The sequence below is a fragment of the Alkalihalophilus lindianensis genome, assembly GCF_032843265.1.
GTDB classification, from domain to species: Bacteria; Bacillota; Bacilli; order Bacillales; family Bacillaceae_D; genus Alkalihalophilus; species Alkalihalophilus lindianensis.
The window spans coordinates 1,190,686-1,209,781 of sequence record NZ_JAWJBA010000001.1; the positions used below are offsets into that span (position 1 = coordinate 1,190,686).

General features: G+C 36.5%; 19 protein-coding genes and 2 pseudogenes. 6 read left to right on the forward strand and 15 right to left on the reverse strand.

Features of this window, described 5'->3' with window-relative positions; all coding sequences use genetic code 11:
* Positions 1 to 8: 8 nt before the first annotated feature.
* The 4 genes from RYX56_RS06600 to RYX56_RS06615 form a co-directional block, all read right to left on the reverse strand.
* Positions 9 to 1,052: an ArsR/SmtB family transcription factor gene (locus RYX56_RS06600; RefSeq protein WP_317121259.1), complete on the reverse strand. Its 1,044-nt coding sequence runs from the start codon at positions 1,050 to 1,052 to the stop codon at positions 9 to 11.
* A gap of 238 nt (positions 1,053 to 1,290) precedes the next feature.
* Complete coding sequence (locus RYX56_RS06605; protein WP_317121260.1) at positions 1,291 to 1,860, reverse strand: histidine phosphatase family protein; 570 nt, start codon at positions 1,858 to 1,860, stop codon at positions 1,291 to 1,293.
* A 643-nt stretch (positions 1,861 to 2,503) separates the two neighbouring features.
* Complete coding sequence (locus RYX56_RS06610) at positions 2,504 to 2,878, reverse strand: hypothetical protein (protein ID WP_317121261.1); 375 nt, start codon at positions 2,876 to 2,878, stop codon at positions 2,504 to 2,506.
* Positions 2,879 to 3,066: 188 nt separating this feature from the next.
* Entirely contained in the window at positions 3,067 to 3,576 is a 510-nt protein-coding gene (locus RYX56_RS06615) for a DUF4871 domain-containing protein (protein ID WP_439108460.1), read from the reverse strand.
* A gap of 529 nt (positions 3,577 to 4,105) precedes the next feature.
* Between RYX56_RS06615 and RYX56_RS06620 the strand changes: the two genes are divergently transcribed.
* The gene (locus tag RYX56_RS06620) at positions 4,106 to 4,909 is read left to right on the forward strand and encodes a LysM peptidoglycan-binding domain-containing protein (protein WP_317121263.1); all 804 of its coding nucleotides are present in this window, start codon (positions 4,106 to 4,108) and stop codon (positions 4,907 to 4,909) included.
* 507 nt (positions 4,910 to 5,416) lie between these two features.
* On the opposite strand, the gene RYX56_RS06625 is transcribed toward RYX56_RS06620, so the two are convergent.
* The 3 genes from RYX56_RS06625 to RYX56_RS06635 are packed head-to-tail and all read right to left on the reverse strand — an operon-like array spanning position 5,417 to position 9,041.
* Complete coding sequence (locus tag RYX56_RS06625) at positions 5,417 to 5,884, reverse strand: (2Fe-2S)-binding protein (RefSeq protein ID WP_317121264.1); 468 nt, start codon at positions 5,882 to 5,884, stop codon at positions 5,417 to 5,419.
* Positions 5,877 to 6,719: an FAD binding domain-containing protein gene (locus RYX56_RS06630; RefSeq protein ID WP_317121265.1), complete on the reverse strand. Its 843-nt coding sequence runs from the start codon at positions 6,717 to 6,719 to the stop codon at positions 5,877 to 5,879. Before RYX56_RS06630 ends, RYX56_RS06625 begins: the two co-directional genes overlap by 8 nt.
* Positions 6,720 to 9,041, reverse strand: coding sequence for a xanthine dehydrogenase family protein molybdopterin-binding subunit (locus tag RYX56_RS06635; RefSeq protein WP_317121266.1), 2,322 nt, complete (start codon positions 9,039 to 9,041; stop codon positions 6,720 to 6,722). It lies immediately after the preceding gene.
* Between the two features lie 292 nt (positions 9,042 to 9,333).
* Here RYX56_RS06635 and RYX56_RS06640 point away from each other — a divergent pair, with 292 nt between their 5' ends.
* From RYX56_RS06640 to RYX56_RS06655, 4 genes are all read left to right on the forward strand, one after another.
* Positions 9,334 to 10,257, forward strand: coding sequence for a YIEGIA domain-containing protein (locus RYX56_RS06640; protein WP_317121267.1), 924 nt, complete (start codon positions 9,334 to 9,336; stop codon positions 10,255 to 10,257).
* On the forward strand, positions 10,257 to 10,457 hold the full coding sequence (locus RYX56_RS06645; protein WP_317121268.1) for a capping complex subunit for YIEGIA: 201 nt from the start codon (positions 10,257 to 10,259) through the stop codon (positions 10,455 to 10,457). The genes RYX56_RS06640 and RYX56_RS06645 overlap by 1 nt, the downstream gene beginning before the upstream one ends.
* A 166-nt stretch (positions 10,458 to 10,623) precedes the next feature.
* Positions 10,624 to 11,694 (forward strand): XdhC family protein, encoded by a 1,071-nt coding sequence (locus RYX56_RS06650; protein ID WP_317121269.1) that lies wholly within the window; start codon positions 10,624 to 10,626, stop codon positions 11,692 to 11,694.
* On the forward strand, positions 11,639 to 12,244 hold the full coding sequence (locus tag RYX56_RS06655; protein WP_317121270.1) for an NTP transferase domain-containing protein: 606 nt from the start codon (positions 11,639 to 11,641) through the stop codon (positions 12,242 to 12,244). Before RYX56_RS06650 ends, RYX56_RS06655 begins: the two co-directional genes overlap by 56 nt.
* A gap of 1,329 nt (positions 12,245 to 13,573) precedes the next feature.
* Here RYX56_RS06655 and RYX56_RS06660 read toward each other — a convergent pair.
* The 4 genes and pseudogenes from RYX56_RS06660 to RYX56_RS06675 form a co-directional block, all read right to left on the reverse strand.
* Positions 13,574 to 13,906: an MFS transporter gene (locus tag RYX56_RS06660; protein WP_317121271.1), complete on the reverse strand. Its 333-nt coding sequence runs from the start codon at positions 13,904 to 13,906 to the stop codon at positions 13,574 to 13,576.
* Positions 13,907 to 14,039: 133 nt separating this feature from the next.
* A pseudogene (locus RYX56_RS06665) lies at positions 14,040 to 14,213 on the reverse strand (Tn3 family transposase); the annotation flags it as partial.
* Between the two features lie 194 nt (positions 14,214 to 14,407).
* On the reverse strand, positions 14,408 to 14,836 hold the full coding sequence (locus RYX56_RS06670; RefSeq protein WP_317121272.1) for a MauE/DoxX family redox-associated membrane protein: 429 nt from the start codon (positions 14,834 to 14,836) through the stop codon (positions 14,408 to 14,410).
* 165 nt (positions 14,837 to 15,001) lie between these two features.
* Complete coding sequence (locus RYX56_RS06675; RefSeq protein WP_317121273.1) at positions 15,002 to 15,586, reverse strand: NAD(P)H-dependent oxidoreductase; 585 nt, start codon at positions 15,584 to 15,586, stop codon at positions 15,002 to 15,004.
* Between the two features lie 131 nt (positions 15,587 to 15,717).
* Here RYX56_RS06675 and RYX56_RS06680 point away from each other — a divergent pair, with 131 nt between their 5' ends.
* Positions 15,718 to 16,800 (forward strand): AraC family transcriptional regulator, encoded by a 1,083-nt coding sequence (locus RYX56_RS06680; RefSeq protein ID WP_317121274.1) that lies wholly within the window; start codon positions 15,718 to 15,720, stop codon positions 16,798 to 16,800.
* A gap of 244 nt (positions 16,801 to 17,044) precedes the next feature.
* On the opposite strand, the pseudogene RYX56_RS06685 reads toward RYX56_RS06680, so the two are convergent.
* From RYX56_RS06685 to RYX56_RS06700, 4 genes and pseudogenes are all read right to left on the reverse strand, one after another.
* Positions 17,045 to 17,455 (reverse strand): annotated as a pseudogene (locus RYX56_RS06685) (hypothetical protein); the annotation flags it as partial.
* Positions 17,456 to 17,732: 277 nt separating this feature from the next.
* Positions 17,733 to 18,080, reverse strand: a complete 348-nt coding sequence (locus tag RYX56_RS06690) for a Tn7-like element transposition protein TnsE (protein WP_317121275.1) — start codon at positions 18,078 to 18,080, stop codon at positions 17,733 to 17,735.
* Between the two features lie 340 nt (positions 18,081 to 18,420).
* Positions 18,421 to 18,597, reverse strand: coding sequence for a hypothetical protein (locus RYX56_RS06695; RefSeq protein WP_317121276.1), 177 nt, complete (start codon positions 18,595 to 18,597; stop codon positions 18,421 to 18,423).
* A 16-nt stretch (positions 18,598 to 18,613) separates the two neighbouring features.
* Positions 18,614 to 18,841 carry a hypothetical protein gene (locus RYX56_RS06700; protein ID WP_317121277.1) on the reverse strand — a complete coding sequence of 76 codons (228 nt, stop codon included), beginning with the start codon at positions 18,839 to 18,841 and terminating at the stop codon, positions 18,614 to 18,616.
* Positions 18,842 to 19,096: the final 255 nt, after the last annotated feature.

The following is a 19,096-nucleotide window of genomic DNA, read 5'->3' on the forward strand; positions in this document are numbered from 1 at the left end:
CACCCTAATCATTGTTTTATGTACTGATCTAGTTCCTTAAAAAGCAGATCTATAACATTTGTTTTCAATGAATATTTAGCTTCATTCATTTCAACTATTTTAGCTGCGCGTAAAAGTTTAAGATGGTGATGAATAGTCGTTTTACCCATGTTTAACTGTTCTGTGAGTTCCTGTAACGAACGGTCCTTCTCCGATAATAATTTTACTATTCTAAGTCTAATCTCATCTCCTAATGCCTTATGCTTTTGCACAAGGAAGTTACTCGGCATGTATTTATCATTTGGTGAAAGACTCTCATTGGCTACTGGGTAGTAAAATACTTTTGTATCTTCAATATCCGCTTCGATATTCCAAGGACGATAGACATACTGTGGAATGAGCAAAACCTTATGAACACTTGGTTCAGGAAGATAATTGACGCCACCCGTTGCCCACTGAACAAGTTCTTCAGAAGACATTTTTTCTTTCATTTGATTTTTGGATTCATAATCGGTTCGTAAAATTTGATTCGTCAGCTCTAAATCAGGTCTTATCACTGTTTCATACCATAATGTCATAACCTCTAGTAGATGAGCTTTCAGTTCATCTACATCAGTTAAACTAATAAATTCTATGTACTGAGGAAAAAAGGGATTTTCACTCGTTATCCTTTTCAATTCTAAGATCGCACTCTCTTCTCCAACAGCAGCTCTTTCCCTTAAATGCTGAAACCGATCCCCAATAAAAGGCAGACAAATGAATTTAAATGTAGAGCCCTGTAGCATTTCGATATTAGAACAGAAGTCATCTAAGTTATCAGTATCAGAATGATGAAGTAATTGTAATAGTGCCTTCCATGTATTGTTCTTTTCCACAAACTCTAAATGATTTAACAAATTTTTAGATAATGATTCTTTAAGTTCTTCCCAATAAGTTTCAGGTTTTTCTAACGTATTCATTAGTCGCGAGTTCGTTACTGCTGCTATGCCAAGAGCACATTCCCATAATGGAGAGAAAGTAAATTGAACATCATACGTTTCCCTTTTTCTACCTGTTGTGTGTAATACCTCCACAAGATCACCTCGAATTATACTTGTTGGCTCCATTATACATAGGCATAATCTCGTATTCAATATTATCCGAATAATAAATTCAATATAATTTGAATAAAACCTTTCTTTTCCTTAGTTAAAGCTAATAAAAAAACGCATTTTGATTTTTAAAATTCAAAATACGTTTCTCTTTATTATTTTTAAATGAACAGGAGTAGCCTCACATTTGACTGCTCCCACTGTTCAAGTATCGCACCCTTTAGTTAAACAAGGAATATGTAGTACAATTCCAATGTTTTGCACCAGCATTTCTTTTGCCTTTCCAACCCATTTTCTTCAATTCCTTGGCGATTAACATATTAAAAAAACCATGACCAATTAAGACTATTGATTTATGTTCATTGGCGTAACCAATCAGTTGTTGTGAAGCCTTCTTTGCCCTCAATTTCGCCTGACTTAAAGACTCGCATTTGTTAGAATAGCCACTAAACCATAGTAGTCTCAAAAATACTGCCCAGTTATTTGGCTTTAATTTTACATTAAATAATATTGTTGGCTTAGCTGGTAACTCTGTTTCTCTAAATAAAGGGTCGGAAATCGTTTTTGTATTTGGATTTAATAAGTTTGCTGAGACAATAGATCTTTTTAAATGACTTGTAACTACAACCTTTGCAGTTGCTACTTTTTCAATTGTCACTTCAGGGTATGCTGATTCTTCAAACACTCCGTTAAGGTCATATTTTTCAACCCACTTCTTAAAATCTGCAAAAGTTATTTTATCATTTTCCGTCAATTGTGATTTACCATGTCTAATTAATGAAATCTCCATAACGAACTCCTTGATTAACTGTGATTTCTAAACCAATAACTTGTTAATTTCCATAAAAAAGTTATAAGTCCTTCTTCTTCCACAAACCTGCTCCTTTACTTCAATAAGAAGAAGCGACTACCCTTTATTGAGCAATCGCACGTTACTTAAATAATTTAAATTTCCCCCCTCACAAAAGGAGAAATCACAGAATAGATTGACCAAACAAACACTATCCAAAAAGTAAGAGAAGTAATCCGGTCGTTCAAGAGTAGATTTTTATTAGATAATACATAAGTTCTAAATAACGTATATAAACAAAACAATATAAAAGAAAGACCCAAGATAATACTACCCACATCACCTAAATAAGAAATACCAACACTTTCATATATTATACTTAATACATTTTCTGTAAGAATAAAACCAATAAACAAAAATAATACTATTTCAACAAATGTAATAACATATCCTTTCCATAGAGCCAAAAAAACACTCCCTTTTTCTTCTTGATTTATCATATTCCTTGTTCAAGCATCGCACCCATTACTTTAAGTACATTATTTCACAAAGCCTTTAATCATTATAAAATCTAACTATGCTTGTATTGAGAATTAAAAAAGTCCCCAATTTCTGCACTAGCTACTTTTATAACTATATTAGTTTACCAACTAACTCCATAAGATTTTTGAAATTGTTCAGTCAATTGAGGGTGGTCTGTAAGGCTAAATACATCTAATACTGTCCTATTGTTTTGATAAACTCTAACGATATACTCTTCACCGTCAGCTGTAGCTACATAAAATTTCCGCAAATGTGAAGAAGCCTCTGTCCCAAGATATTCAAATGTTAAATCATTACTTGGATTAATAGCTTCTATGATATTTGCTTCAAGAGTGCTTTTTTGTTGAGCGTTTGCGAAAGTAATCATCCCAGCAAAAAATATAAAGGAAAAAACAATAAAACCAATCATACCTTTAGCAATACTAACTTCATTACCTGTAACAACTTTGGATTTTCTATTAACCTCAGTTTGCATAACAACACCTCCTACGTTATATTAACAACTAAATTCCAATTATTCCAATTTATTTGTTAAAATTAACATAATATACTTAATTTGGTGCGTTGACCTTTTTGAATCAACGCTACCCGTTAGCACAATAAGGAGTAGCACACTACAAAATGCTTAATTGTTAAAGAAGAATTGCAATAATTCCTCTTTATCTATTCATTAATGTCATAAACTAAAATATCAAATAATTCATCATTTGTGTAAAGTAAAAATGCCCACTCTCCTTTTTCTGGTAATGCTATATTAGAAGGCATGTGTGCATCTGCACCGTTATTTTCTCCAACAGCTTGTCTTGTCCAATAAGAATCTCCACCTGGTCCGTTATACAAAACTTGATGAGCGGTATGTGTTTCTTTGTGAAAACCAACAACAGTTAACTCCACGTTCTCAACACCCCATAGATGCCACATCCATTTTTGTCCATTTAAAGTTGGCATATCTGCACCAATAACACCAGATTTGTTTTCATTTCCTATAATTCTTCTATCTCCAAATTCAACAGCTTTCCTTTTCCAATCAATTTTAATGAAATCACTTTCTTGAACAAAAGAAGGTATATTTTCTGGTAAGAGAATATTTGTTTCTATTGTTTCCTCCGAACTACAAGCAACTACAACAAACAGCATACTGACTAACATTAAAAACAATGATATTTCCCTCAATAATTTCATCTCCTAAAGTTAATTTTTTGTTAACCTAATAATGTAAAAAATAGCATGAAAACCTTTCTCCTTGTTCAAGTATCCTGCTCCGTTACTTGAATAACCATTGTTTTGATTTTAACATTAATTTCCTATTCCGTGTTCAAAAAAATGCGTTCCTGCTTTATTGCAGAAACGCACCCGTTAGTTTAAGTACATTTCCTCACAAAGTCAGCGCTAAATAGATGTTAGTTTGCTGCACAGTATCGTTGTACTGCGTGCAAAAGACATTGATAAATAAAAGAATAGATGCAATTACTAGGTGATCCAGCAATTATAACGACAATACTAGATTGTATTTAGCAAGTGGGGGACTGACCCCATTACCTCGTTTTCTTATTTCTATCGTATTCATCATATTCTACAACTATATATAATATATTTTGTTAATCGTGAAAAAAACGTAAATAATGAGGCTACTTCTCAAGAAGATGAAGGTACTAACCCTGGAATATCACGATTATAATGGCCCAAGGGGAGTGTATATTATATGCCTGTTGTAAGACAATCACATGTCGTTTACACCGTTCAACCAGGCGATACGTTATATGCAATCGCTGCACGCTTTGGCAGTACAGTCCTAGAAATTCAAAGAGCGAACCTACAGGATCCTCGTTTCCTCGATCCAAATGTCATTTTTCCAGGTTGGACACTTGTTATTCCTGTCCCTACCGTACGTCCCTTTGACACCACCTACCTTCCGGCCCCTGGAGATACACTTTTTCGGATTAGTCAGCGATTTTCAACACATTTCGATCTTATCGCCGGAGTTAATAGACTCCAGGATCCGAACCTTATTTTTGTTGGGGAGCTACTCTGGGTTCCAGCCTTTGTGTACGAAATTGAAGTAGGAGATACTCTATTTGGCATTTCCAGACACTTTCAAATTCCAATAGCAAATATTTTAGCAGCAAACGAAGGGCGTCCTGGATTTTCACTTGATTTAATTTTTGTAGGTTTTCGCTTACTCCTTCCACTTCCGTCATCAAGAAATATCGTAGTCACTCATCCTTTTCCAGGGGACATTATTCCAAGCAGAGAGCTTGTGGAAGGCTTCGCCCGTGTATTTGAAGCCAATGTATTGATGCAGATTCGGGATGATAACGGGGTGATCGTCTCAGAAGAACGCTTTACAACAGCACTTGAAGGTCCACCTGCATACGGTTATTTTTCTGGAACCGTCCTCACCGATCAACCACCTACCTCACCTAGCGGACAATTATGGATATACTCTCGCAGTCCAGTCGACGGCAGTATTATAGATCTTGTACAAGTAAGAGTTTTCTTTATGTAATCCATGGGGACGGTTCCCCCTATGAGTTTATTAAACAATCTTTAGAATAAGAGTATTAAAACTTATTGTGATAAATTCACTCTATTAAGAATGGATAATCTTTTACAAAGTGACCTAAAAATGAAGATAATTATTGCGCAGTATACGTCTACTACGCATAAGAAATGATGGCTTACTTCTTCAACTAACCTGCCTTGTTACTTTAAGTTATCATTTTGAATACTAAACTGCACACATTTCAAGAGTTATATTGCACTTTAAGTAAATATAAAACAGTCCCATTCCTCCACATTATTGCTGAGAAATCGGACTGTCTATATTTATTTTAGTGCAAAACCGCGCTGAAAATAAGTGCATCTGCAGCTTTACTTTTTTTCTTTTGAATAACATGGTTGTACTGTGTAGCAAAAAATTCATTTATAAATGACAGTTCAAGAGACGCTTTATAAAAAGGTTTTCTGTTACTTAACCTGTTTTTTACCCTTTTAGAATATTTTGATTTACTAATTATCCACCATTTGAGCCTTTTAACAATGCTGATTTTATTGCTTGTTCGATTTCTTGATAACCTGTACAGCGACAAATATTCGACTCTAAATGGTCTTTAATTACCGTATCGTCTGCATCAGGATACTTTTGGATTAAAGAATTACAATTCATAATAAACCCAGGTGTACAATAACCGCACTGAAAGGCAAACTTCTCGATAAACTCTGTCTGAATAGCGGCATTTTTTAGTCCTTCAACTGTCGTTACACTTTTATCAGAAGCCTCCACTGCCAGCGTTAAACATGACTTCATCGAATCGCCATCTATATCAACAGTACAGGAACCACAATCCCCATTTAAACAACCAGGCTTTGCTCCTGTTAATCCAAACTCTTCACGTAAAACGTACAATAATGTCTCAGCATTTCGAATATAAACGTTACGCTCTTCACCATTGATATGTAAGGTTATTTCTGTTTTATACATGTCCTACCCCTTCCAACTCATCCAGTACATCAAGCAATGTATTTTTCAATACGAACAATCGATATTCCGCAGAACCATTAACATCATCTAATATTGGTACAAAAATCTGTTGAAGAGCTTGCTCGACTCTTTCTTCTTTTGATAATTGCTTGTTATTTAAACTTTTTTCAATCATTGGATCGTAAATAGGGAAATCACTTAGTCCACTAAATGCTACTTTAATGTAACCTTCTTTCTTTAATGCAGCCGTCGTTATTAAAGGGTATCCGACATCCCATTGCCTGCGCTTTTTTACACAAACAAAAGGACAATCGATTTCACTTTGTTCAGTCGTCACTTGAACAAGAAATTCTCCTTTTTCTAAATTTAACTTTTGATGAAATACTCCTTGAAGAGGAACCTGTTTTAAACCATTAGGACTGGCTATGACAACTTCACTATTCGTTAACAACAACGGTAACACTGTTTCTCGATAGATAATGTTTGCACAAATATTACCGCCTAACGTAATTTTGTTACGTGCTGTATGATCTGCAATTTCGACAATTGCCTTATTTAGAAAGGGAAAAAACTGCATTTCGTGAATTTTATTTAATGATTGTGCTGCACCTAAAGTTACTTTTTTTTCATCTTTTTTTAAAATCATACATTCTGGGATTCCTTTGATATCAATTACTGCATCCGTCTGGATTTGATTTATTCTTCCTAAGGTGATCACTTCTGTCCCACCAGAAAAATAGATCGGTTCCTTCCCTTGCTCAACCAACGACTGAAACAATTGAGTAGCTTCATTAATGGAGGTTGGTTTGTAGTATTCAAAATCAAAAGAGATCATTTATTCCATTCCCTTCTTTTCCTTCCAAATTAACTCAGGAGTAATGGGCAGTTGGTTCAAGTCGACATTTGCAGCGACAGATAAACTATTCGCTAATGCAGCAGGCATACCAATTAAACCATGTTCACCCACACCACGCGCTCCATAGGGTCCATCCACATAAGGGGTTTCGAGAAAATGTACGACATAATTAGGGTGATCGCCATAACGAAATGGTACATATGTACGTAATCTTGAGTTAAGGACTTTTCCATCATTACTAAAAGAAAATGTCTCACTGCTCCCAAAATTCAACCCCATACTCATTGCGCCCATCACTTGGCCATGGGCTCCCTTATGGTTCAATACCTTTCCAATATCTAATACTGAATAAGCATTTATAATTTTATATGTAAAATCTCTTGTATCAAATTCTACTTCAACTCCTTGAGCACCAACTGAGTATTCTGGTCCTGGTTTCCCTACCCCAGTTTCATGGTCAAGGTTTGTTAAATGCCGTAATGTATAATTACCTCTACCAATAATTTGGCCACCGATTGAATAACCATTTGGATACTTATAGCCAAGACATACGTCTTTGACGTTAATATATGTGTCAGGTTCATCACGGACATAGACCATTTCATTTCCAACTTCTAAGTCATCGGGTGAACAGATTAAAACACGTGATGCAATATCTTTTAATTGAGAAATGGCATCATCGGCAGCTTTCAACAAAGCCCTCCCTGCCATAAACGTTCCTCGACTGGCAACTGTTTTCCAATGTTCAGGTGTTGTTTGTGTATCTATTTCCATTTTGACATGAATTTTATTGATATCCATTTTGAGTTTTTCGGCTAAAAGTTGCGCGAGAATTGTTTTTGTACCAGTTCCAATTTCAACAACACCAGAAAGAATGTTAATACTTCCATCAGCATTAAAGGTTAGTATCACTCCGGAGCTTGCTTCAGAATCAATAGTGGATGTCTTCCAAATACAACTGAGCCCTTTAGCTCTTACTTTTCGTTCATTCACTTGAATAAGTTGACCTTCTTTCCAATTCATTAGTTGTTTTAATTGCTCAATGCATTCAGGTAAATTACCAACCGTACTTTCATTTAGGCGAATTTGCGTCGGTGTCGTATGTCCTGGTAAAAATGCATTTTTCTCACGTAATTCTAACGGATCTATTTTGAGTTTTTTAGCGAGTATATCCATCGCACGTTCAAAAGCAAATAAAAGCTCAGAATGACTAAACCCACGATAAGCAGTCGCATACGGGTGATTGGTATAAACACAAATTGAATCACACCATATATTTTCAATATGGTATGGTCCTGTACAAGTAACAGCTGCGGCTCGACTAATTGTTGCTCCTTTGTCTGAATAAGCTCCACTATCAAACATATACATGATTTCAGCTGCTGTTAAATATCCCTCCTTTGTTGCCCCAAGCTTGACTGTGGCATCAAGGCCAATATGAACCGGTGAGGTAATCATATCTTCTTCTCTTGTATTTAGGATTTTCACAGGTCGCCCACCAACAGCAAGAGTTGCCATATAAGCAATCAACTCTAACTGTACCGCTACTTTTCCACCATAACCGCCACCAACCAACGGTGTATTCACGATTACCTTTCCTTCTGCTAAACCGAAGTAACTGCTTAATAATTTTTTGATCATATATGGTGACTGTGTTGCTGAAGAAAATACAACGACACCATCTGGTCTTATTTCCGCAGTTACACAACGGGTTTCCATAGCCATGTGATCAGAAGGCCCGAATGAAAAGTTTGCTTCAACTGTGGTCTCACTTTCCTTCCACCCTTTTTCGATGTTTCCCTTCCGAATTTTTGTTCGATCAGCTATATTCGTATTCGGTTCAGGGTATACATGTTCGATTCGCTCATAACTTGCTAAATTTTCATGGACGAGTGGGGCATTAGGTAGGAGCGCTTCTTTTACCGAGTTCACTACAGGTAACACTTTATATGTCACTTCGATTAATTCTGCTGCTTTTTTTGCTTGAACGGGATCATCGGCTATGACTGCTGCGACAGGTTCTCCATGATATCGCACCTTATCAAATGCAATCGGGGGACGATCATTAATTTCTTCTCCAGTGAGAGGAAAAGGTTGTCCAAGTAAAATTGCTCGAACGCCAGGGATTTGCCTTGCTTTTGTTGTATCAATGGCTTTAATTTTTGCATGAGCATGAGAACTCACGACTAATTTTATATGTAACATTTCTTTCTTAGAATAATCATCCGTATATTTAGCTGCTCCTGTCACCTTCTCAAACGCTTCTTTTCGATAAATGCTTTTCCCAATGCTCCAACTCATGAATCAAGCCCCCTCTAACCATATTTTCAGAACTTTTTTCTAATAATTTCTTTGTAAACCTACAAACAAATAGCCATAAAAAAAGAATAAGTTATTTCCTATTATTGGTTTATATATATCTGTTCATTCGTCCATAAGCCAAATCATTTAAGTATAGAAAGAAGGTCCTTTAATTCAAATAAACAGCATATGCAATATAACTTCACCTAAAATTAAAGTTTGCGACTTAATGTATAAATTTTCTTATTTAACAAAATCTACTACTGTCAATTTTTTATAAGGAGTTACAAACATGCCTAATAACAACGATGTTATTTCACCTGAAATGCTAGCCTTAATTATTACAGCAACGATTATTGGAACACTAGTCCGCTTCCTATCAATTATTCTTGATTATAGGCAGTACCCAAACTATCCAAACGGTTACTTAATTCACGTTGTCACTGGTGGATTTGCTGCTGCAATAGGTGCATTCATCATCCCGACATTAATGACCAAAAACTTTACAGCAGTTACGTTTCTTGCTTTAGCTGCGCAGCACTTCCGAGATGTTCGTAAAATAGAAAGGGAGAGTCTGTTAGACCTTGAAGGTGATGAATTTACAAGACGTGGTGATGCTTACATTGATGGAATTGCTAAAATCTTTGAAGCAAGAAATTATATTACATTGCTCGTTTCCTTTTCTACCGCACTAACCATTCAGCTTTTTCAAGAATTACTTGATGTGGCTACATGGATTGAAATTGTTTCCGGTTCCATTGTTGGTCTGATAGTATTTTATTTACTAAAACGATTTACTGCACGTCAAAAAGTCAGAGATATTGCGACTGTAGAGGAAGGAAAAATTGAAATAAAAGGTTCTGATTTATACGTGAATGATATGTTTGTCTACAATTTAGCAGGTAGAGAGGAAGCCAAAGAATGGTTTTTAGATGATGGAATCGCTGCAGTTATCCGTCCAAACAAAGAGCACTTTCAAATTCCTCTATTTAATGGTGGACAACGTCAAGCAATACTATTTGAAGCAACAAGAAGAATTGGACAGAAAAAGTTATACAGCGTAGAAAACCCTGGTGCTGGAGTCATTATTATTGTTTTGGTACCTATCATCAAAAATTTTGAATTGTTAAAAGAAACGGTTTTACTTACTCCTCTATTAGAGACGGTAAAAAAGAACCCTGAATTATTAAATTTCCATAAAGGGGGTCAAAGCTAATGGGTGATAACGGTGGGCAAATCAAAGGAATACTTGCCATGGTGACAACTGACAAAAATCGTTATTTAGGCGGGGCTCCTCTTTCTTTATTAGCTAAAGATCAGGAAGAATTAATCGATATTTCAAATAACCTTGCTGAAGTATTTTTAGCAGATATCTTAGAACTTAAAAGCGGGGATCATATAATCATAAAAAAATAGCACTTTAACCTCAACCAACGATCACTTATTAAGTGGTCGTTTTTTCTTTAGCCCCTATTTAAAAATTACCCTTTTATAAAGTTCTATCCTTTTTTTTCTCTCATAATTATCTTTACAAATAAAAATTAGAATCCGTTATGTTAATAGAACTTTAAGGGAGGACCATATGAGTGAACTATTCAACATTTTACAATCTGTTCGAACATCTGAACAAAAGATGGTGTTGGCTACAATAATTGACGTAGAAGGTTCTGCATACCGTAAAGAAGGGACGATGATGCTTGTTTTTGAAGACAATCTACAAATCGGTTTATTAAGTGGTGGTTGTTTAGAAAATGATATTCTATTAAGAGCTGCAGAAGTTTTTAAAGATCAACAATCCCGTACCCTTTTTTATGATATGAAATCAGATGATGATACTAGTTGGGGACTCAATAATGGATGTAATGGAAAGATAACAATTTCATTAGAATATGTTGATGCTAAACTCAAGAAACACTTAGAGCTCTTAGATAAATATATAAACCAGGGAGTACCTGTTCTTCATATTAAGAAATTATCTCATTCAAATTCGGTATTAAGTTCTATTTTCATACCAGCACACCATCCACAATTCGGAGATTTAAATCATGATGAACTAATAAGTGTTTCGAGCACAATTTTCGAGAACAACATCAATCATAAATTGTTTAAAAAGGACTTAAACCGCTACTTTGTTCAAGTTTTTCACCCTAAACCTCGGCTCATTATTTTTGGTGCTGGTCCTGATGTAAGACCACTAGCTGAAATAGCTGTAAAAACGGGATTTTATACAGTTGTAACAGATTGGAGACCAGATTATTGTACTCCGATGCACTTCCCCACTGCTCATGAAGTGATTCTAGAGGGGCCAAGTAAGTTGTTAAAGTCCCATCCATTAACGAGCAAAGATTCAGTTATCATTATGACTCACCATTTTCAAAAAGACCAAGAAATCTTACAATCTCTCATTCAAGAAAATTTAACATATCTAGGGGTTTTAGGACCCAGAAAAAGAACGCAACAATTACTAAATAAAGAGAAAATACCAGAACACCTTTATTCACCAATTGGATTAGCCATTGGTGCTAAAGGTCCAGATGAAATTGCAATAAGTATTATTGCGGATGTCATTAAAACTTACCGTGAGAAGGGGTGCGAACTTGATTTGTGGAATATATTTAGCGGCAGGTCAAAGCCAAAGAATGGGTTGTCCTAAGTTGGATCTTCCTTTAAACGGAAAATACTTAGGTAGTATTAGCTTAGAAACAGCTCTAAACTCTCAATTAGATAAAGTTATTGTTGTGGTAAATCAAGAAGGCCCCCTCACATGGCTTTCAGCAAACTTCCTTGATTCCCATCCCAACTGCATGGTTAAAAGGTCGAAGTTATCTAATCAAGGTCAAGCTGTATCTCTTAAAGCTGGCCTGAAAATCGCTCAAGACCTTCAAGCAGATGCTGTCATGGTTTTACTAGCAGACCAACCTTTTATCTCACAAAAACTTCTTGACCGATTAATCTCTATCTACAAAATAAAAAGACCTAACTTTATTGCCTCGTCTTTCAATGGTATTCAAAGACCACCAATTATTATTAATTCAATTTTATATCCTGAACTCTGGAAGTTAAAAGGAGACACTGGAGCTCGCCACATTATTCGGAATAATAATCAAGGAATTATCGTTAAAGAAAATGAAGAACTCCAATTTATAGATGTTGATACTCCTCAGCAATATGAATCCTTAATCAAATTAATAAAAAGTTGTTAAAGCTTATCATCTAGTTAAAAACTTTAAACTTCTTTATAGATTAATCCAAAGCTTAAAATGCTTTTTGAAAGTTAAAAATCAGGTGGAAAACTCCACCTGATATATTCACGTCCAAATAAAGCCAATTATTTACCCGCTCATTCCCGCATCCGAAGGCTACTTGTTCGGATTATGTATCTTATTTTAAAATTTATTAATTGGTGTATGGTGCCGTATGACTGGAGTAAGGAGAAAACGTAAAGCTAATTAGGTCTAAAAAGAAAAGTAAATATATTCGTACATTGCTTGGAGTTAACTACTTAATCATCATTTTATTGCTAAGGTTAAGCTTACTGATCATTCTATCTGAGGGATTTTAAGCCAGGTTATGGTGCTGGATAACTTGGACTATTTTCAACAAAGCAAGAAGGTTAAGGAGACTTGATTACAGGGTAAGGAGGTTCTCTTATGTTTAATTACCCTCTCCTCTATTCATTTACATATGTAGTAATATTTTGCGCTTTTCAATTTTTGTTTCGGGAAGAGCTCACTTGGATAATGAATATATTATTTGGGATTTCATTGTTATTATTTATTCAATTCGTAAAATGGTGCATGGTACCTTACGATTGGAATAAAAAAAAGCAATAACAAAAAGCATACCATTAATTTCTGGTTATGCTTTCTCTTCACCGCCATAATGATGGAAGAGAACGATATCATTCATTCTTAAGCCATAATTAACCATGCAGTTATGTTTTGAACAGCAGAATGGGACAAGCGTATTTCCTCTTGTTTGTATTATATGTGATAGTTTTCAAATTTTTTAAAATTATTACAAATGTCTTTATTATGATGCAGCGAAAGAGCTCTATGGCAATCCTTGCTGCGCAGTAAGAGTCTACTACGCATTAAAGTAGAGTGATTTATTCAGTCCATTAATAAAAGGAGCTGCCACATTGACAACTCCATGTTTCACTCTCGCACCAGTTACTTTTAGTGTAAGTCTTTACAATTACATAAATACAAGTGTCATTTAGTTTACTGCCATCTGGTGATACGTCCTCAAGGCAACGTATTACTAATTACTTAGGTGTCGATGAATTTTGCTGCTTATCAGACTTCTATTTAAAATATTAATGAGTACCTATCAACTAACTAGATAGCAATGTAATGTTTCTCTGAAAGGCTAATTGTAATTTTATCTTTGTGGCTGACCTTTTTTACGAAAAAACACTTCCTGTTCCCATCCACTAAATGGATGAGATTGGTTTTTTGTAGGTCCCGTTTGAACCCTTGGTGCTTGTTTTGGACGATCCTTTTGAATTGCAGCCTTTTGAAGTAACTGCTCTAGTGGCTGCCATTTTTTAGTAATAGAACACCTAAGAACAAAATCACTCCTGTTATCCCATAGGTAACCCATGGTAAATAACCAATCTCTGTTCCGGTCTCGAGTGATTGTCCCCCCATAAAATTTCCACCGGCTTCACCCAAACCAGACATGACATTGGCAAGTCCAAAAAAGAGACCAATCAACCCGGCAGTAGATAACTGAGAAATGGTGCTATCAATTGTAGGTAAAATAAGCATTTCACCTATTACAAAGATGGCTCCACTTAAAACTAGGAGATAAAACGATGTGGCATAGTATAGCGAACCAATCCCTGCTCCGATAAATAACATACCCGTGGCTAATACTGTTAAGGATGTAGTCTCTGAATAACTTTTCCGGTCACAAAATTTTGTGCTAGGATAAATATCCCGCTATTAATGGTCCAAATTAATGCTACATTGCTTGGATCAGGTAAAACCTCGGTACGTGTACAGCATCACGAGCATTGGTATTGATGACTTTCGTATAAAAACTTGAAAATTGATCACTAGTAAATCGATAAATGGTTGCTTCTTTTCCAGACCCATAGTGTGGATTGGCATCGGCATGTAACGATGAAACACCAACCTGTACACGCATTCCACTTGTGCTTTTTGTTCCGGTGTAAACTTTCTTCGTTTGGTGCTCATACAACTAACTTGCTCCTTTTTTGCTGTCTGAATTTCTTAGTCCATTATATAGGCTCTTCGACAAAAAAACTTATAGGATATCATCGTAGAAATAAAGTATCAGATTCTATCTGAAATTTTAAAATTTTCAGCGAAGTGGATTCCGATTCAAAACGAAATAGGCTAAACCCACCCCGGCCTCCTCTTTTTTGCTTCCCTGTAAAGAAGTGCCGAAGCCGCTGCAACAACTACCGTAAAAACAATGTAATCAAAAGCTTCCTTAAAACCGATCGAGAAAATCATGCTCAATAGGAATACCAAAAGCAGGGCAAGACTAGCTAAAGCAGCCTCTTTTAAGCGAATACCACTCACCAATAAAACCCCAAGCACAACTTCTAAGAAGGTTACAAAATAACCTAGGATATCAGACACTACTCTTGGGAACCAAGGGTTCAAAGTAGCTGTATACTCCAAAAAGTTATCAAAGTTTCCCCAGACCACACCTAGATTTCCAACTGGACCCAAGATGCCTAAACGGTCAGTAACTACCCATAAATACATCAACCCCAAAAAAACTCTTATAAAGATAAAGCTTCCTGTTTTAATAGTCATAATGCCCTCCGTCCAATTAATTACACTTTATTCTTATTGAACCTCTCATGACTAAAAGTCACGAGATTCATGCGTTGAACGCTCCACTTCCAGGATGCGCAGTACAAGTCGTACGAGGGGTGTATTGTACAAGTTCATTTGGGGGCTAAATAGCATACATGAAAATCAGGAGAGTTTGGCACCAAGCTCTCGAACGTGAGCAATCCATTTATCCCGCTGGCCAGATGTAGATGGTCTGATAGGACCAATCTCGGTTATGCGTACTGGTTTGATACCGCAGAAATGAAGTACGTTTCGCTTCATGACATTCAGCCCGGCCCGATGGTACACGAGTCGATTGTACCAGGAAGGGGTGTCGGACGTAACGATCAGGTGCGCAGATTTACCCAATAGAAGCTTATCCCATAACGGTGAATGCTGCCTGTATTTGAATGCGAACCCAGGCAAGAATACCCGATCGATAAAGCCCTTCAGAACAGCGGGCGTGCTCCCCCACCATATCGGATAAACAAATATCAGGTGATCCGCCCATCGGATCATCTCCTGTGCTTCAAGAAGTTCATTTTCCAGTTCCGTCCGCTTACCGTATCCATGTTGCAGATTCAAGTCAAAGGAGATTGAGCTTAAGTCGATATTTCGGACTTGGGCTTTGTTGTTCTCTTGAACTCCTTCCGTATATACTTTGGCCAAGGTTGCACAGTAGCTCTGTGCATCCGGATGGCCGTTAATGACAAGCATTTTCGATTTCATTGCTTTTACCTCCCCGGTAATTTCATTGTGATATAATAGAAAAAAGCAACCTTAGTATATAATGGCAACTGGCGGAATAAAATGATCAACAACGTATTTTACTTGATAAATCACGCAAAGGGGAGAATTTGGTGATCGATTCGGGTGTTTCTGTTACCATGCTGTATCCAATCATGAAGTCTCTTGTCCATAAGGGCGTGGACACAGATTCGTTTTTCCGGTATGTATCGTTTGACAACACTGTTCTGACGCAACAGGATGCGCGTATCCCAACAATGGAGTTAGAGAGATTGACAAAAGCGGCGGCGGTCTATACACAGGATGATCATTTCGGATTGCAGATGGGGGCGTTTACGGAATTTGCCGATTTGGGCGTGCTCGGATACGTCATGATGCATTGCAATAACATAGAAGCTGCACTTAAGTCGTTTCAGACTTACAATGAAGTGTTATGCAGCGGATTCAATCTGGATTGGGAGATCGTAGATGAAGATGTGAGAATACGCATGTTTACCCAATCTAACTGGAATTTTCCCCGCCATTGTGCAGAGGGTATGGCTACTTCGCTCTACCGTCTGATCGGAATTCTGTGTAATCGAACGGTTCCGTTGCATGAAGTCAGGTTTATGCATGAGTCACCGGGGGGAATACATCCATATGAAACTGTGTTCGGAGTGATTCCCACATTTGGAGACAATTCCACAATGCTGTGTATGAGTAAGGACTTGTTGGAGAATTTGGTTCTGTATTCCGATACAAGATTGTTATTCGTATTCGAAACGATTGCCAAAGAAGCCATTGAGAAGTTACAAGTGACAGGATCGTTCTCGGATGAAGTATTGCAATGGTTGGAACACTGTCTTCCGACCCATTATCCGACCTTACGGCAAACTGCGGAACACTTTCAAATGAGTGTGCGAACGTTACAACTTCGTTTGAAAGAGGAGAAAACTTCTTATAACGAATTGTCTATTCGTGTGCGAAAGCAATTGTCCATCGGTTATTTGGAACAATTGCATATATCTATAGGTGAAATTGCATATGCTCTCCATTTCTCGGAACCGAGCGCATTCAGCAACGCCTTCAAGAAATGGACGGGGGTAACGCCGTTACAATATAGGGATAACCTGAAATGCGAAACTGTAGATACAGGGTTATTTCGGGGTCCTACCAACAAAACGCGGAAAACATACGCTAAGAGAATTTTGGAATGAAAAAAGCCGATTTTCCCTACGCTAAGAGAGTAACATCAGAAAAATACGGGTTTACAACGGTAAGGAAATCTAAATATAAAAAAAAGCCTAATTTCTCGGTTTTAAACCGAGAAATTAGACTTTAGTTACTTCATTAAAGCGCCCTCATATGTTGTATGATTTTCGACCGTATTTAACGTTAATATAGATACAAAAACAGCCTATTTCCTATCTTTGTTTACTTGATATATATATAGTTAATAACTCAACTTTCGCAGGCCAAATTAGGCAGGTAAGCCCTGATGTAACTTGGTAAACCTGCAATCCATTGTGATAGTTGATTTTTAAGTAATTGTTGTGTTTGTTTGTTCGTCTTTTTCAAGACATCTTGAAGAAGCTCGATTAATTGCTGCAATGCGACAGCCCAATCTTCGACAATAGCTTTAATGAGAGGTTGTTGAGTGAACCAAGTGTCCATTAACAAGTAAGAAGCTTCAATTCCCTTGGATAAGGCTCGTTCAATCATCGCCGGGATTTGATCAGGGGCAGATTGGGTCGCTTCGATACGGCGCTTATAACCTAAACATCGCTTATCAATCTCTTGATTAATGCCGTTGATAGAAGACGTTTTTGAGCTTAGTAGAGAGAAGTCAACCGGCATGAATGTGTGTCCGTCAATATTTATTTATAGCAAGATAAATGCACTAACCAATTCAAATATTTTCTTTAATACTTTGAATACTTTTTTCATAGAATGCTCCCTTCAAGTTATATTGAAAGGATATGATATAAAAATAAATTTCTAATTAATTTTATGGTAATTAAATTATTTCTAAATAAAAGCCATTTATTAACAATATCAAGTAGAATCCATTGATACCTAATCAAATAACAGAGCTTTACTAGTAAATAGTTTTTATAGTCCGTCTTCTTATATATATTATCGTCCTTCTTTAAAGTAACTTCCTTAATAACATTTCAGCTCTATGTTTTACTCCTTTAAAACTATGCTTCACTTTCATTATTGTAATACCTTGCCTTTGAATACTATCTAGAGATTGGCTTGTCCAGGTACCACTATCATTCACAAAATTTACGAGTAATCTATTTAAAATATAATCCCAATCATTCATAGTTGGAGATGATAAAACGAGTATAGATAATGACCTATTCTCTCGTTCTACTTCAATAATATTAAATCTTTTCCCCATAACCATATATACTTCAGCAATTAAATATCTTCGCTTAGTCACGCCATCATTTAATTTCGTAAATTTACGTTCACCTAAACCTACTGGCATCAGTCTGTCGTCCTACCGCCCGAACGTAAGGTGTTGTAAGCAATGTAGTTCATCCTAAAATCTCCTACTGTATGTTTAATCACTCGATCGAGTATTTTCACTTCTTTTGAATACTCCTGATGATGAATGACATAGCTTCCCTGCTCTCCAATGTTTAGAATCCCAAATTAATCCACCGGGCTTTTTTTGTCCAGAATGGCCCATAGAGCGATTTTAAGAACTACGAGACTATACCATTAGGAACATTTAAAAACGCCGCATTTCTTTAAAAAGCGGTCGTTTTTTCACTCTGAAATTAAAAAAGCAGCGGATATAAACTATCCGCTGCTCAACAGACTAGTTAATTACTTTTTTTGTAATTCATTCGACGATTGATCGTACTTAGTACACCAAGAATAACTGCAGCACTTATAAAATAAACTAAGCCCTCCGTTGTAAACTGCATGCGATAAAATACAAATGTAGCTACTAAGAACAGAGCAACAATAACAACATTAAAAATCCAAAAAGTTTTCATACATAATCATCCTCTCTTAAAAATCCTTATAGACGGTTTTTGTTGCCCCTCTATAATTCTTTTCTTTATAGTATACCGTTTTTAGCCTTCCTTTTTTCTTCGCATCAGGACTTCTTTTAATATAAACCTTATAAGATATATGCCCTCTAATCAATTCGTTTGCTCCTATACCAGCCCCAGCAAGGAATGCTGTCACACCCATGCCCAGAATTAAACCAGCTGCTCCTACTGCAGTAGCTCCCATCACGCGGCGTCTTTAAGGTCCCGCTGTTTTGTTCTCCCTAATCCATTTACGATGATAACGCCGCAGAGGGCTACTAGTCCTCCGAACAGGGAAAGCCCGGAAGGCAATTCACAAAGCCAGAGCCAGGCAACCACTACAGCGATAGCCGGTCTTTTGTAGAGGCTGTTTTAAAGATATGTTGTTTTGCAAGAACTTCTTTTGGAAAAACGAACTGTCCAAAATTATTCTTACTAGTAAACGTATTGATAACCAATA